The sequence below is a fragment of the Mesorhizobium sp. C372A genome, from assembly GCF_030323245.1.
In the GTDB taxonomy this organism is placed as follows: domain Bacteria; phylum Pseudomonadota; class Alphaproteobacteria; order Rhizobiales; family Rhizobiaceae; genus Mesorhizobium.
On the sequence record NZ_CP100475.1, the window covers coordinates 5,239,621 to 5,254,779 of the forward strand.

A 15,159-nucleotide genomic window follows, 5' to 3' on the forward strand; every position below is an offset into this window, starting at 1 on the left:
CGGTCATTTGGCCGGCGCGACATTCGCCCGCAATGCCGCCAGCACCTCGGCGAACTCCGCCAGCCTGTCGTCCGGCAATCCCGCGCGCAGCCGCTTGTCGAAGATGAGAGCCGCCGCCCGCAGCTTCAGGAACATCGTTTCGCCCGCCTGCGTCAGTTCGACCAGATGAACCCGGCGGTTGTCCGGATCGCGGCGGCGCGTCAGCAAGCCTTGCGCCTCCATGGCGTTGAGATGGTGGGTGAGCGTGGCGCCCTGGATGCCGATCATGCCGGCAAGTTCGCGTTGGTTGGCAAGCTCGCTCGACTTGACCGAAAGCAAGGTCAGCCACACCGGCAGCGTGCCGCCGGCCTCGACCAAAGCGGCGTCAAAGGCCTGCGCCACCAGCTTGGAGGTGCGCGCGAGATTCATGCCGATTGGCGGACGGTCAAAGGGAGTCATGCGCCGACAGTAGAACAAGGCGCCGAGCGATGGAACGCGGCATTATACATTGACATCGAACCATTTGATACCTAACTATCATGCGTGTCGATCTACCCAGTTCGTATCATCCTGCATTCGACAGGGATCCGAGGACGGACGGCGGGCAAGGAGGAAGCGGTCATGCAATATGTCTACATCGTCGTTATCGGCCTTCACGTCATGGCCGGTGTGTTCTGGGCCGGCACCACCATCACGCTTGCCCGCGACCCCGAGATCAGGGCGGAGCGCTTTATCGGACCGCAAATGGGCTCGGCCGGCATGGTGTTCGTGACCGGCGCCCTGCTCTGGTATTTCTTCCACGGCGCCTATTTCGGCTCGATGGAAATGGTGCTGGCGCTGGGCATCCTGGCCGCCTTCGCCGCTGCCGGCGTTCTCAGCGTCGTCGTCCGCAAGACAAGCCGGCAGCTTGCCGGCGCGGACGCCGCAACGGAAGCGGCGCTGCGCACCAAAATGGCCCGCGGCGAGCGCATCGCCGCCTGGCTTCTGGTACTCACCGTACTTTGCATGGCGACGGCCAGGATGATTTGAGCCCTGCCGCGCGTTGCCTCCCGGTTGAAAAGCATTCCGCATCGTGCGTCGCCTGGCTCTCGGCTGGTGGCGTACGCGGCGCGCAGTTCGGACGGATGTGCAAGGTGGCTCTCCGCACAGAGGTTTGGCTGCGCGCCACCCATCACTTTGATCGATCGAGTTGCGCCCGTCGGAAGGGTGAGATCGAGCTTTGGAACAAGCCGTAGGCCGGCTTGTAGGCTCAAACCCGCAAGCCGAACCTGATGCCGTCATAGATGGCGGCATGGATGTTGCGCGAGGCGACCGCATCGCCGATGCGCAACAGCACGAAGCCCCCTTCGGGGTTGCGTGAAGGAAAAATATCGCCGCCGCCGACCAGCCGCTCGTAATCGACCGCGCCACCATTCTTCGACAGCGGTTTCAGCTGGAGATAGAGATCGTCGAGCGGCGCCGTGCCGTGCTCGACCACCACCTGGTCGACCCGCCTCTCGCCGCGCCAGCCGTCGGCAAAGTCGGAGGCGAGTTCGGCGACCAGCTGGTTGCCCTCGCGCCGTACCGAGCGCAGCCTGGTGTTGATGGTGATGGTGACGCCCTTCTCCTGGAAGGCGCGCATATAGGGCACGTGGTTCATGCCGCCCATTTCGGGGGCGAAGAAGCGCTCCGGCGAAACCAGCTCCAGCTTCGAACCGGCATTGGCGATCAGCTCCGCCGCGCCCATGCCCTGGTGGCCGCCATTGTCGTCGAAGAGCAGCACGTTCTCCGCCGGCTTGACGCTGCCGGCCATGATGTCCCAGCTCGACGTGACGAGATTGTCGCCTGATGTCAGCGGCGGGTTCTGCGGCAGGCCGCCGGTGGCGATCACCACCACATCGGGCGACAGCGCCAGCACATCGTCCTGCTCGGCCCATGTATCGTAGCGGATCCCGACGCCGAGCCGGTCGAGTTCGGCCAGCCGCCAGTCGATGATGCCGATCAGTTCCTTGCGGCGCGGGTTCTGCGTCGCGAGCCGGACCTGGCCGCCGGCCTGACCGGAGGCTTCAAGCACCGTGACATGATGGCCACGTTCGGCCATGACGCGAGCTGCCTCGAGCCCGCCAGCGCCAGCGCCAACGACGACGACTTTCCGCCTGGGCCCTTCGGTCATGACGATGATTTGCGGAATCTCGGCCTCGCGGCCGGTCGCGGCATTGTGGACACAGAGCGCTTCGCCGCCTTCATAGATACGATCGAGGCAATAGGTGGCGCCGACGCAAGGCCGGATCTCGTGCTCGCGACCTTCCATGACCTTCTTGATGATGTGCGGGTCGGCGATATGGGCGCGGGTCATGCCGACCATGTCGAGCTTGCCGGTCGCGATGGCGTGGCGCGCCGTGGCCACATCGGAAATCCGCGCCGCATGGAAGGTCGGAAATTTCGTTGCCGCCCTCACCTCGCCGGCGAAATCGAGATGCGGGGAAGAGCGCATGCCGGTCACCGGGATAACCTTGGTGAGCGCCGCGTCGCTTTCGATCGAGCCGCGGATGATGTTCAGGAAATCGACCTTGCCGGAATTGGCGAGCCGTCTGGCGATCTCGACGCCCTCCTCCTTCGACAGGCCTTTGTCAAAATCCTCATCGGCGACCATACGGATGCCGACGACGAATTTTTCGCCGACCGCCGCCCGCACGGCATCCAGCACCATGTCGGTGAAGCGCAGCCGGTTGTCGAGCGAACCGCCGAACTCGTCGTCGCGATGGTTTGTGGCGGGCGACCAGAAGCCGTCCATCAGATGGCCGTAGGATTCGAACTCGATGCCGTCGAGGCCGGCGGCCTGGCAGCGCTGCGCAGCCGACGCATAGTCGGCGACGATGCGCTCGATGTCCCAGTCCTCGATGGTTTTGGGGAACGCGCGGTGCGCCGGCTCACGCACCGGCGAGGCCGACAGCACCGGCAGCCAGTCGGCCTTGTTCCAGCCGGTGCGGCGACCAAGATGGGTGATCTGGATCATCACCTTGCAGTCATGCTCGTGGCAGGCGTCCGCCAGTTCGGCCAGCCACGGCACGATGCGGTCGTCATAGACATGCAGATTGCCAAAGGCGGCCGGGCTGTCGCGCGAGACGATGGCCGAGCCCGCCGTCATGGTCAGCGCCATGCCGCCCTTGGCCTTTTCGGCATGGTAGAGCCGGTAGCGCTGTTTCGGCATGCCGTCCTCTGAATAGGCCGGCTCGTGGCTGGTCGACATCACCCTGTTCTTCAGCGTCAGGTGTTTGAGCTGGTAAGGCTGGAGAAGCGGGTCGTTGCTGGTCATCATCTTCCTGCCATTCCAGTTTGTGTCGGAGCAGCGCGCGCTGCTCCAGTTCTTGTCTTAAGCATCGAATTTATCCGAAAATCGCTGCACACTTTTTGATCCGATGCTAATGAGCGCGGAAAATCCCCAGGAAAACCACGATGATCGATACCAAAACCCTCACCCAGCTCGGCGCCCACGTCGAGACGCCACAGAGCCCGGAGACTGCGGTCCTGGAGACCGTGCCGTTCCAGCGCGGCGACGGACCGCCGGCGATCGTGCGCTTCACCTGCCCGGAATTCACCTCGCTCTGCCCGGTAACCGGACAGCCGGATTTCGCTCATATCGTCATCGACTACGCACCCGATGCCACGCTCGTGGAATCGAAGTCGCTCAAACTGTTCATGACCTCGTTTCGCAACCATGGCGCTTTCCATGAAGACTGCACGGTGATGATCGGCCGCCGCATTGTGGCGGCAACGAAGCCGCTGTGGTTGCGCATAGGCGGCTATTGGTATCCGCGCGGCGGCATTCCGATCGATGTCTTCTGGCAGACCGGCGCTCCGCCCGAAGGCGCCTGGTTGCCCGACACCGGCGTTGCCCCCTATCGCGGCCGTGGCTGAACTGACGTCAGCCATAGGCGGCTCGGCAGAGCTTTGTCGCCAGAAAGGGAAGGACGGCATCGCGATAGCGCGGCTGGTCATACCGCAGCAGGTCCACATGGCCCGCTCCTTCGAACCAGACCAGTTGTGAGCCGGCAGCAGCGCTGTGCAGCGCCTGCACCTGGCTGCGATCGATGAAGGGATCGGTGCTTCCCGCAAGCAGCATCAGCGGTTCACTGATCTGGCCGAGGCGATCGACCGGCCTGACATTGCCGGCGCTCAACCCCAGACGAAGCGGCATCTGCGCCAAAAGCACATCGGCCTGAAAACCGCGCCAGAAGTTGAAAGGCATGCGCCATGCCGTGGTCTCGCGCAAACTCGCGTAAAGCTGCTCCAGAACATAGGCGTCGGCGGGCGCTTGCTGTGCCGCAAAGACGAAAGCAGCGGCGCCTAGCGACGAGCCGACAGCGCCAAGCTTCTGGCCGGGAAAACGTTGCCTGGCATAGGCAATGATGCGGGCGGCGTCCTGCCCTTCCGTGTAGCCGAAACCTTGAATGGCACCGCCGCTTTCGCCGTGCCCGGACAGGTCGAACAGGACGACGGAATAGCCGGCGTCGAACAAAAGTTTCGCTCTTTGAACCAGGGCCAGCCTGTTGGCGCCGCGCCCATGCAGCAGCACGACCGCGCCGCAGCTGCCCTTTCGATCAGCCGCCCAGCCGACCAGATCAGGAGCGCCGGGCTGGTCGAGCACGACGCGCTCGACGGGCAAATCGCCGGGAGCCGCCAAAGCTTGCCAAGCCGCGCGGGCGATCAGCATCGTGCCGATGTGCCAGTCGAGGCCGCAGCCGGCAGCGCCCAACCCGACCAGCGCGATCGCGACAAAACGCGAAGCTTCATTGCCGACCACCCGGAAACAATCGGCGGCTTATTCGCACTGGTACTGGCTGAGCGCCCATTCACCGGTCACCGAAAGCAGATCGGATATCTTCCAGTCGCCGTCGACCTTCTTCAGCTTCCACTCCAGCCGGTGCTGGTTGCCTTCGACGACGAAGGCGACCACCACCTTGGCCTGATCACCATTGACGGCCTCGATGCTCTTCAGGCTCTTGTCGATTGCAAGCTTGTCGTAATCGGCATTGTCGAGCGCCATGTTGGGGTCGAGGCATTCGCCCTGCCCGGATTTGCGCAACGCGTCGCTCTTGTCGAGTACGGTCTTGGCCGGGTCGACGAAGTTCTTGCGCTGGGTCGGATCGAGCTCCAGTCCGAGATGTTCGTAGAACGGCTTGACCACAGCCGTCGGCGAGCCCGCCAGGACGGGCGCGGCCGGCTCGGCCGGCGGCCACCCAACCGGCGGTGTCGCCGGTTCCACCGCTGTCCCGGGTGGATTTGCGGGCGGTGCTGCGCCGGCCGGTGCCGCCACGGCCGGCGCATTGGCTGGCGGCGGGCCCAACAGGCCTTGTGCTGCGGCTGCGCTCATACCCACCGCCAGCACGCACATGGGCGACAGCGCCAGGGCAAGACGGCGGAGCACGGGATCACTCCGGCGCTTTGTCGGGCATGCATTCCAGCGCGCTCAGCGTCCAGCTGCTGGTCTTGGAGGTGATGTCGGCGACCTTCCATTTGCCGTCGATCTTCTTCAGCGACCACAGCATTTCGCGTTTGGAATCATCGCCTTCCGCAAAAAGGCTGAAGGTGGCGGTGACTTCGGCCGTATCGCCATTGACGGTTTCGGTCAGCTTCAATGTCTTGGCAATCGACTTCTGGTCGAAATCCTGCGCGTCGAGGCCGGGATCGAAGTCGAGGCATGCGACTTCGTCGGGCTTGTTCTTCGTGGCCTGGTCGTTGAGATCGAACAGCTTGGTCACCGGCTCGGTGAAGCGGTCGCGGTACTTTGCATCTCCCTCGAATTTCACCTCGGGCACATAAAAGAACTTCACGGCGTTGGAAGCCGGCCCGGCCAGCACCGTCGCTGGCAAGGCAATCGAAAAGACAGCGGCAAGCACTATCGGTTTCATGCAGGATCTCCGGAAGTTTGGCGGCAAGGCGGCAATACCAGACATCCTGCATATCGGCTTTTTTGCGGCTCATGAAGCCCCGGCTGCACCGTCTCAGCCATCCAGCCAGACGTTCTGCAGGTCCATCTCGAAGGTCTGGTGGACGCCGTAGTTCTTCACCTTCTTGTTCATGTGGCTGTAGAGCTTCTGCCAGAAGGGTTGAATGATGACGCCGGAATCCTGCAGGATCTGCTCGACATCCTTCATCACCTCACGCCGTTTCTCCACGTCGATCAGCGACAGCGCCTGCTTCAGCTTGGCGTCGAAGTCCGGGTTGGAATAGGCCGATTCATTCCAGGCCTCGCCGGTGCGATAACCAAGCGCCAGCACCTGGACGCCAAGCGGGCGCATGTACCAGATGGTCATCGAATAGGGATACTTCGTCCAGTCGTTCCAGAAGGTCGAGCCCGGCAGCACCGTGCGCTTGACCTTGATGCCGGCGTCGCGCAACTGGCCCGCAATCGCGTCGCCGGTGTTCTTCTGCCAGTCGTCCTCGACGGTGATCAGCTCGTGCTCGAAATCGGCCTGCCCTGCGTCCGCCATCAGTTTCTTGGCGCCGGCCGCGTCGCGCGTCTTCTTGGGCAGCGCGAAATATTCAGGATGGATAGGGCTGACATGGTGGTTTTCACCGACCGTCCCTCGCCCGGCATAGCCGAGTTCCAGCACCGCATTGTTGTCGACCGCCATCTGCAGCGCGTTGCGCACCCGCTGGTCGTCATAGGGCTTGTGGGTAACGTTCGTGCGGGCAACCAGCGTGGTTGCCGTCGCAACCTCGGACTTCTCCAGCCCCATCTTGTCCAGGATGTCGATGAAGTCGGCCGGCGTCTCGAAATTGAGGTCTATCTCGCCGGATTCGAAGGCGTTGATCGAAGCGTTGAAATCCGTGCCGTAGTCGATGAACTCGACGCTGTCGAGCGGCGCTTCGCCGCCCCACCACTTGCCGTTTTCACGACGCTTGACCACCGCCTTCTGGCCGACATCGTAGGAGACCAGTTCGAACGGGCCTGTGCCGATCGGCTTCTTGACCGGGTCGGCGCCTTCGGCGTCGAAATTGCGGTGGACGACGAGCGCGGGATAATCGGTGAGGTTCGGAATCAGCGAAATGTCGGGCGCGCTGAGCGTCAGCTTGATCGTATTGTCGTCGACCTTGGCGATCGCGCCTTCCCTGGCCTTGCCCGACTTTTCGTCGATCAGCCCGCCGACGCGAGCGGCCATGGAGTTGCCGGCGACCTTCTTCTCGCACCAGCGGGTAACATTGAAGACCACGTCATCGGCGTTGAAAGCATCGCCATTGTTCCAGGTGATCCCCTTGCGCACATGCAACGTGTATTCCGTGGCGTCGTCATTGATGTCCCAGCTTTCGAGCAGCACTGGCTCGAAGGTGAATTCCCTGGTGTAGCGGACCAGCGGCTCCAGCCAGCAGCGCGAGATGTTGGCGAGTTCCACCCAGTCATAGGTGCGCGGATCTTTTTGGGCCTTGACCGACATCGATATGTGCAGCGTGCCGCCCTTCTTCGGCTCCTCGGCAAAAGCCTGTCCCGGCGCGGCAAGGCCGATCATGCCGTAGGCCAGCGCCGTCGATGCGCCGAACGCACTTGCCAATGCAAGAAAGTCGCGCCGGTCCATACGGCCAGCACGCGTCTCTTGCGCCATCGCCTCGATGGCCGTTGGCACGCGATCGCCATTGCTTTTGAAAAGTGTCATGTCTTTCTCCCTTGCGGTTCCCATCGGGTCTTCGCCCGTTATCAACTCATTCGTCGTTCTCTTAGCTAACGCTGTCGGGCAGCCTCTCCTCGCGCTGCGCGATAAAGTCCCTGAGGCCCTCGGCAATGCCCTCATCGAGTTTCGGCTCTTCATAGTCGGCCAGCATGTTGCGGGCTTTCTCGCGGCCGCGCGTGTCGTGGTCCTTCGCCCCTCCAGCCTTCCATTGTTCGTAGGAGTTGAAATCCATGATGGTGGGCATGAAGAATGCCGACTCGTAGTGATCGAGCGTGTGCTGGGTGCCGAGGAAATGGCCCTGCGGCCCGACTTCGCGGATCGCCGCCATGGCCTCCTTGAAGTCGTCGAACGACAGGCCGCCGGCATATTTGTACCAGCCGACAAGCTGCTCGCAGTCGGTGGCGAATTTCGAATAGCCGCAGGTGAGCCCGGCCTCGAGCCAGCCGGCGGAGTGCCAGATGTAATTGGCGCCGGCGAGGATGGCGGCATGCATCAGCATGTTGGATTCATAGCCGGCCTGGGCGTCGTTGAGCTTGGAGCCGACATGGAAGCCGGAGGTTCGCCAGGGCAGTTTGTATTTCCGCGCCAACGCGCCCATCAGATACATCATCTGCGCAGCCTCCGGCGTGCCGCCCATCGGCGCGCCGGTCTTCATGTCAACCGTCACCATGAACTGGCCGTAGATCTGGGGCGAACCCGGGCGCAGCAGTTGGGTGAAAGCGACCCCGGCCAATGCTTCGGCATTGACCTGCGCCACCGCGCCGACGGCCGAGGCCGAAGTCGATGCGCCGCACAGCGCAAAGGGAGCCAGGATCAGCGGCTGATTGCTGCGCGCATAGACCTTCATCGCGTCCAGCATGGTGGCGTCCCACACCAGCGGCGAGTTGCAGTTGGTAATCGACACCAGCACCGGGTTGTCGCGAACGAAATCTTCGCCAAAGACGATGCCCGCCATCGCCATCGTGTCTTCGGCGCGGTCTTTGGAAGTAACGATGCCCATGAACGGCTTGTCGGAATGCTTCAGCGCCGAATGGATGATGTGGAGATGCCGTTTCGGCACCGCGATCTCCATCGGCTCGCAGATGATCGAACTCGACGAATGCAGCGCCGGGGCCATGTAGGCGAGCTTGTGGAAATTGTTGAGGTCTTCAAGCGTGCCATAACGCCGGTTGTTGTCGAGGTCGCGCACGTAAGGCGCGCCATACATCGGCGCGAAGATGGAGTTCTTGCCGCCGACGCGCACGGTGCGCTCGGGATTACGCGCATTGAGGGTGAATTCGGACGGAACCTTCGCGACCAGTTCCATCAGCAGGCCGCGGTCGATGCGGACGCGTGTCTCGGACACGTCGGCGCCCGCCGCCTTCCACATGGCGATCGCCTCGTCGTCGCGGAACTCGCAACCGACCTCTTCGAGGATGGCGAGTGACTCCTGGTGGATCAGTTCCACCGCCTCGTCCGGGACCATCTGGTAGGTGGGGATCTCGCGGACCAGCGTCGGGAACGAGGTGACGGGGGCGCTCCTCAGCGCCTTGCGTCCGAGGCGACCGCCGCCGCGGCGGTGGGTTTGCTCGGTCAGTTCAGTGGCCGGTGCGTTCATGGAGCCTCCTCATTCCGTCCAACCAAGTTAGCGAGAGGAAATATGGATGTGATGCTGGAAAATCCTGATCTCTTGTATAAGCTCAGCTTATGCGAAGCCTGCGCCACCTCCTGCCCTCGGCCGGCAGCCTGATCGTCTTCGAGGCGGCGGGCCGGCTGTCGAGCTTCACCGCCGCCGGGCGCGAGCTCGGCATGACGCAGGCCGCCGTCTCGTATGCGGTGCGTGGGCTGGAGGAACAGCTCGGTGCTCAACTCTTCCAGCGCCGTCACCGCCAGGTCGTCCTGACAGAGGCGGGCGAGCGTTTTCATGCCGACGTCTCGCTGGGACTCTCACACATCCGCAAATCGGCGGAGGATCTGCGCCTGCAGGCGACCGGCGGCCATGTCACGCTGGCCGCGTCGACCGCCTTCGGCTCGTTCTGGATGATGCCGCGCCTGCAGCAGTTCCGCGACGAGTTGCCTGGCATCGACCTGCGCATCCAGACCGCCGACCGCGACCTCGACATTATCGCCGAGGGCATCCCGCTCGCCGTGCGCGGCGGCGAACCGCGCGACTGGGCCGATTATCATTCGCTGCCGCTGGCCGACGAGGAAATCTTCCCGGTGGTAGGCGCCAGCTATCTGGCGAAATTCGGCATGCCGAGGAGCGTCGCGGAGCTGGCGACGCACCGTCTGATCCATCTCGAGGAGCCCTACCGCGAGGCGGCCAGCTGGGACGAATGGTTCCGGTCGGCCGGAGGCAGCCTCGACGACACCGCGCGCGGCCTGCGCATCAACGACTATGGCCTGGTGATCCAGGGCGTCATGGAGGGCCAGGGCATTGCGCTTGGCTGGCGGCATCTTGCCGAACGGCTGCTGGCCACGGGGTTGCTGGTGCCGGTGACCGATCACGTGCTTAGGACCGGCAAGGCGTTCTATATCGTCTGGCCGAAGAACCGCGAGTTGAGCGAGAATGCGCGCAAGGTAAGGGATTGGCTGGCGGCGCAAGCTTGAAATCGGTTGTAGCGTAGTCACTATCGCGGAGTTCCTTCACACCCCCCTCTGTCCTGCCGGACATCTCCCCCGCAAGGGGGGAGATTGGCAGTTCATATGTCGCGTCACCCTTCAAGCATTGGAGATTGGCGAAAGCCGTCGTGACATCTGATCTCCCTCCTTGCGGGGGAGATGGCCGGCAGGCCAGAGGGGGGTGCTGTCCCGCTGGCGTCTCCAATGTCCGGCATTCATTGAAGCCTTCCGCACACCCTTCGAATCCGCCTATAATACCCCCATGCCCATTCGCCAGCTTTCGGAAACGATGATCAACCAGATCGCCGCCGGCGAAGTCATCGAGCGTCCGGCGAGCGTGGTGAAGGAACTGGTCGAAAACGCGCTCGACGCCGGCGCCTCCCGCGTCGAGGTCGTCACTGCCGGCGGCGGGATGAACCTGATCCGCGTCACCGATGACGGCTCCGGTATCCCCGAACAGGAACTGGCGCTGGCCATTGCGCGCCACTGCACCTCGAAACTTGCCGACAACATTCACGATATCCGCTCGCTCGGGTTCCGTGGCGAGGCATTGCCGTCGATCGGTTCGGTGGCGCGGCTGTCGATCCGTTCGCGCACGACCGCAGGCGACGCTGCCGCCGAGATCGCCATCGAAGGCGGCCGCGTTTCGGCGGTCAAACCGGCGGCGGCCAATCGCGGCACAACGGTCGAGGTGCGCGACCTGTTCTTTGCCACGCCGGCGCGGCTCAAATTCATGAAGGGCGAGCGGGCCGAAAGCTCGGCCACCAGCGACGTGCTCAAGCGCATCGCCATCGCCTTCCCCGCCGTGCGCTTCACGCTGGCCGGCTCGGACCGCTCGACGCTGGAATTGCCGGCGACCGATGACAGTACCGAGGGCAGCCTGCGCCGCGTCGCCCAGGTAATGGGCGCCGAGTTTCCCGACAATTCCATCGCTATCGACGCCAGCCGGGACGGCGTGCACCTGACCGGCCACGTCTCGATCCCGTCCTTCACCCGCGCCAACGCGCTGCAGCAATATGCCTATGTCAACGGCCGTCCGGTGCGCGACAAGCTGATTGCCGGCGCCATTCGCGGCGCTTTCGCCGATGTGCTGCCGCGCGACCGGCACGCGGTGACCGTGCTGTTCCTGACGCTCGATCCGGCGACCGTCGACGTCAACGTCCACCCGGCCAAGGCCGATGTGCGCTTTCGCGACCCCGGCCTGGTGCGCGGGCTGATCGTCGGCGCCATCCGCGAGGCTCTGGCCAATGCCGGCATCCGCGCCGCCACCAGCGGTGCCGCCGGCATGATGGCGGCGTTCCGGCCGGGGGCGGCGTCCTACGCCCATGCCGGCCCGGCCAACGGCCATCGCAGCTACGACGCGGCCCACCGCGCATCGGGCTTTGCCGGGTTCGATCGCTCGCCGCAGCGGCCGCTGGATATGGGATTTGACGGCGCCGGCTTCCGCGAAAACGACCAGGCTGCATTCGATGCCGGGCCGCTTGTCAGCGCCGACGCGCGTGCAGGCACGGCCGAGCCGGCCGAGACGCTGCTTGGCACAACGCTCGGTGCTGCGCGCGCGCAGGTGCACGAAAACTATATTGTCGCGCAAACCAGGGATTCGCTTGTCATCGTCGACCAGCATGCGGCGCATGAGCGGCTGGTCTACGAAGCCCTGAAGGATGCGCTGCATTCCCGGGCCGTGCCCTCGCAGATGCTGCTCTTGCCGGAGATCGTCGACCTGCCGGAAGAGGATGCCGAGCGGCTGGCCATGCATTCCGAAACGCTGGCCCGGTTCGGCCTTGGCATTGAGCGTTTCGGTCCCGGCGCGGTGGCGGTGCGCGAGACGCCGTCGATGCTCGGCGAAACCAATGTCCAGCAATTGGTGCGTGATCTTGCCGACGAGATCGCCGACAACGATACCGTCGAGACGCTGAAAGAGCGGCTGGACAAGATCGCCGCCACCATGGCCTGCCATGGCTCGGTGCGCTCCGGCCGGCTGCTCAAGGCCGAGGAGATGAACGCACTGCTGCGACAGATGGAGGCGACTCCCGGCTCCGGCACCTGCAACCACGGCCGCCCGACCTATATCGAACTCAAGCTCGCCGACATAGAGCGGCTGTTTGGGCGGCGGTGAGCACAAGCCAGGTCAGGCCACACGCTCAATTCACCAACAGGCGATAATCCTTGAACCTATGAGAGAAAACGTAATCCCTTGAGTAACCGGCGCTACCGCCGCGAAAATTCACGGAGATTATCTCGAAGCTTCTCCCAACCTGTTTTTGAACATTCATGTAGATGGGAGTCATCAGCATGCCGGCATCGCAATCGTCGTCATCGAAAGCGATTGCCTGAACGACCTTCTTTTTCTTCTTATCGATGACCCGCAGCTTATTCATGCAGACGAGAAAGCCCGCTTTCTCGTAGACCCCGGCAAATCTGTGGGTTGCTGTCTGCGCCCAGAAGGGAATCTCGACGGTGCCGTCAACCTTCGCCTCACCGGTATCGTCGAGGTTTGCGACCTTCTTCAGCGTGATCGGGAACTTGTCCGAGCCCTTGCTCCAAGTCCCTGTTGCGCCGCTTTCGCCAAGGTCGAGAGAAAACGGACATCCGGTGGTGCCAACGGGCGTTTTCGATCCCATGACCAGCACCCGGTCGAACTCCCTGTCGTCCGCAATCTCGCAAAGGAAGACGCTGGTGCCACTGATCTTGCCGTACACCGCTATCGGGCTTTGCTTCGCGTCGTGGAAATAGCTCCCCTCGACCGTAATCCCGCTGCCGAAACTGTCATATCTCTGCAGCGATAGGTGGACGGGGTTAGGTCCGATGGAGCCTTCGTAGTTTTCGACCTGATACCAGCCCGCGGCGGCTTTCCCGGTCAGCAGCAAAACGCAAAAAAATTGCCGATATGAACAGTCTTCCCATTCCGTCCCCCAGTGAAGGCAGCGTACCATAGCTGTCCTTCCTCTGGGTGTCTGCATTCTGATGGAAGCGGTTCTCGGGTTGAGTCCGAAAACAGCTCAAATAATTTGTTTTAAAGCTTTAAATTCACCACGATCACGCCGCCCAGCGCCAGGGCGCCGCCGAGGATACCAAGTAGCGTCGGCACTTCGCCCAGCCAGAAGAAGCCGATCAGGGCCGACATGGGCGAGACCAGATAGAGGAAGTTCGAGGCGCGCGCTGCCGGAAGACGCGACAGAGCGGTTGCCCATGCGGCATAGGCGATCAGGCTGGGCACGATGCCAAGAAAGATCACGGCGCCGATCCCGGCTGTGTTGGCGACCGCGGCCTGCGCAAAGCCGCTTGGCAGAAAGGGTGCCAGGCAAAGCGCGCCAAGGATCATGTTGGAGGCCGAAATGGTCAGCGGGTGATGGCGGGCAAAGAGCGGCTTCTGGACGATCGTGTTGACGGCCGAGCACAGCGCGGAGCCAAGAACCAGCAGCGTGCCGGTGTCGAAACTCAAGCCATTACCGTCAGCCACGGCGATGATGCCGATGCCGGCGAAAGAAATCGCCGTGCCGAACCAGGCCCAGCTTGAGAAGCGCTCGCCGAGCAATGCCATTGCCATGATGGCGGTGAAGATCGGGCTGACATTGATGATGAAACCGGCGGCACCCGCCGACACGGTCAGTTCGCCGAAATTGAGCATGACAGTGTAGAGCGCGACGAAGATGGCGCCGCCAAAGACCAGGCGCCACACTTCGTCGAGCCTCGGCAGCGCCGGGCGCTTGACGGCAAGAAAGATCGCCGCCGGCACCGCGGCAATGGCAAAGCGCAGCGCACCGAGTTCCAGCGGCCCGAAAGCGGCGAGGCCGGCACGGATCGCCGGAAAGGCCGAGGCCCAGCCGACCACCGTCAACGCCACGGCGATGGCCGCCGTGGTGTCCATCCGCTGTGTCGGATTCGACGTGCTGGTCGTTGCGCTCATCTGCCTGTCCTCGGGTTCCCAGAGTGTTGAAAGGCAGAAAGCGCCTTTTCGGCGCCGTTGACAAACGATCAAATCGAGGATCACCTGTGACTATGGATCACAGCTCAGACACAATGGTGCCGCTCGAGACCCTGCGCGCCTTCGATGCGGCGGCGCGAACGGGGAGCTTTTCGGCCGCGGCCGAGAAGCTCAACATCACCCACGGCGCCGTCAGCCGGCAGATCGCCAAGCTGGAGGACTGGCTGGGCTTGAAAGTGTTCGACCGCGGCGCGCGCGGCGTCTCGCTGACCATCGAGGGCAACCGCCTGCATCTGCGCACGGCGGAAGCCTTTGCGCTGATCTCCAGCCATTCCGACCGCTGGGTCGAGCCGCGCGGCACCGCCGTGGTGCGGCTGACCTCGATACCCTCCGTCAGCGGGCTGTGGCTGATGCCACGCATGGCGGCGCTGGAGAACAATCCCACCAAGCTGCGCATCGTCCTCGACGTCGACATCCGCCAGGCCGACCTTGCCGATGAAGGCATCGACCTGTCGGTCCGCTGCGGCCGCGGCGGCATTCCGGGCCGCATCTCGGTGAAGCTGTTCGAGGAACATGTCTTTCCCGTCGCCGCGCCCGGCCTTGCCCGCGAGATCGGCCGCGGCGACCCGGCCCGGCTGCTGAGGTTTCCACTGATCAACGATTCCGACGCCTCCGGCTGGCGTGCCTGGTTTGCCGCGCAAGGGATGGACTACCGCCCGCGCCCGCAGGATCGCCGCTTCGAGGACTACAATCTGGTGCTCGACGCCGCAGCTTACGGGCTCGGCATCGCGCTGGCGCGGCCACCGCTGACCGGACACCAGTTGGAGGCAGGCCGCATCGTCGCCGTTGACGAGCGCACGGCGCTGAACCCGGTGTCGTACTGGCTCGACCGACCGCTGGGGCGGCCACGCACGGCTGCCGCCGAACTTTCACGCCGTATCGCTGTCGAGGCGGGGCTGGCGATGGACAAGATGGAAGCATTCCTCGAAGCCGAGCGATAGCGGC

General features: G+C 63.6%; 14 protein-coding genes. 5 read left to right on the forward strand and 9 right to left on the reverse strand.

The features are described from left to right. Window positions 1-3: 3 nt before the first annotated feature. Entirely contained in the window at window positions 4-408 is a 405-nt protein-coding gene (locus NLY42_RS25205; RefSeq protein ID WP_023672921.1) for a MarR family winged helix-turn-helix transcriptional regulator, read from the reverse strand. A 192-nt stretch (window positions 409-600) separates the two neighbouring features. Between NLY42_RS25205 and NLY42_RS25210 the strand changes: the two genes are divergently transcribed. Beyond that, a complete protein-coding gene (locus NLY42_RS25210; protein WP_023745497.1) occupies window positions 601-1,008 on the forward strand; it encodes a hypothetical protein in 408 nt (135 codons plus the stop codon). A gap of 220 nt (window positions 1,009-1,228) precedes the next feature. Here the strand turns inward: NLY42_RS25210 and NLY42_RS25215 are convergent, their stop codons facing one another. Then, on the reverse strand, window positions 1,229-3,274 hold the full coding sequence (locus NLY42_RS25215) for an oxidoreductase (protein WP_023753729.1): 2,046 nt from the start codon (window positions 3,272-3,274) through the stop codon (window positions 1,229-1,231). A 140-nt stretch (window positions 3,275-3,414) separates the two neighbouring features. Between NLY42_RS25215 and queF the strand changes: the two genes are divergently transcribed. Continuing rightward, window positions 3,415-3,876 (forward strand): preQ(1) synthase, encoded by a 462-nt coding sequence (gene queF / locus NLY42_RS25220; RefSeq protein ID WP_023682931.1) that lies wholly within the window; start codon window positions 3,415-3,417, stop codon window positions 3,874-3,876. A 7-nt stretch (window positions 3,877-3,883) separates the two neighbouring features. Here queF and NLY42_RS25225 read toward each other — a convergent pair whose 3' ends face one another. The 5 genes from NLY42_RS25225 to NLY42_RS25245 all read right to left on the reverse strand — a co-directional run bounded on the left by NLY42_RS25225 (window position 3,884) and on the right by NLY42_RS25245 (window position 9,225). Next, on the reverse strand, window positions 3,884-4,762 hold the full coding sequence (locus NLY42_RS25225; protein ID WP_023753730.1) for an alpha/beta hydrolase: 879 nt from the start codon (window positions 4,760-4,762) through the stop codon (window positions 3,884-3,886). 18 nt (window positions 4,763-4,780) lie between these two features. After that, entirely contained in the window at window positions 4,781-5,386 is a 606-nt protein-coding gene (locus NLY42_RS25230) for a YqhG/Tai3 family protein (RefSeq protein ID WP_023753731.1), read from the reverse strand. A gap of 4 nt (window positions 5,387-5,390) precedes the next feature. Then, window positions 5,391-5,870, reverse strand: a complete 480-nt coding sequence (locus tag NLY42_RS25235; RefSeq protein WP_023753732.1) for a DUF3828 domain-containing protein — start codon at window positions 5,868-5,870, stop codon at window positions 5,391-5,393. A 93-nt stretch (window positions 5,871-5,963) separates the two neighbouring features. Next, the gene (locus tag NLY42_RS25240) at window positions 5,964-7,613 is read right to left on the reverse strand and encodes an ABC transporter substrate-binding protein (RefSeq protein ID WP_023753733.1); all 1,650 of its coding nucleotides are present in this window, start codon (window positions 7,611-7,613) and stop codon (window positions 5,964-5,966) included. A gap of 61 nt (window positions 7,614-7,674) precedes the next feature. Then, window positions 7,675-9,225, reverse strand: coding sequence for a trimethylamine methyltransferase family protein (locus NLY42_RS25245; protein WP_023753734.1), 1,551 nt, complete (start codon window positions 9,223-9,225; stop codon window positions 7,675-7,677). An 89-nt stretch (window positions 9,226-9,314) separates the two neighbouring features. Between NLY42_RS25245 and NLY42_RS25250 the strand changes: the two genes are divergently transcribed. Continuing rightward, window positions 9,315-10,217: a LysR substrate-binding domain-containing protein gene (locus NLY42_RS25250; RefSeq protein WP_023753735.1), complete on the forward strand. Its 903-nt coding sequence runs from the start codon at window positions 9,315-9,317 to the stop codon at window positions 10,215-10,217. Between the two features lie 274 nt (window positions 10,218-10,491). After that, window positions 10,492-12,345, forward strand: coding sequence for a DNA mismatch repair endonuclease MutL (gene mutL, locus NLY42_RS25255; RefSeq protein WP_023753736.1), 1,854 nt, complete (start codon window positions 10,492-10,494; stop codon window positions 12,343-12,345). A gap of 25 nt (window positions 12,346-12,370) precedes the next feature. Here the strand turns inward: mutL and NLY42_RS25260 are convergent, their stop codons facing one another. Beyond that, window positions 12,371-13,162: a hypothetical protein gene (locus NLY42_RS25260; RefSeq protein ID WP_156933766.1), complete on the reverse strand. Its 792-nt coding sequence runs from the start codon at window positions 13,160-13,162 to the stop codon at window positions 12,371-12,373. Window positions 13,163-13,242: 80 nt separating this feature from the next. Then, window positions 13,243-14,136 carry a DMT family transporter gene (locus NLY42_RS25265; protein WP_023753737.1) on the reverse strand — a complete coding sequence of 298 codons (894 nt, stop codon included), beginning with the start codon at window positions 14,134-14,136 and terminating at the stop codon, window positions 13,243-13,245. Between the two features lie 92 nt (window positions 14,137-14,228). Between NLY42_RS25265 and NLY42_RS25270 the strand changes: the two genes are divergently transcribed. After that, window positions 14,229-15,155: a LysR substrate-binding domain-containing protein gene (locus NLY42_RS25270; RefSeq protein WP_023734233.1), complete on the forward strand. Its 927-nt coding sequence runs from the start codon at window positions 14,229-14,231 to the stop codon at window positions 15,153-15,155. The last annotated feature ends 4 nt before the right edge of the window (window positions 15,156-15,159 follow it).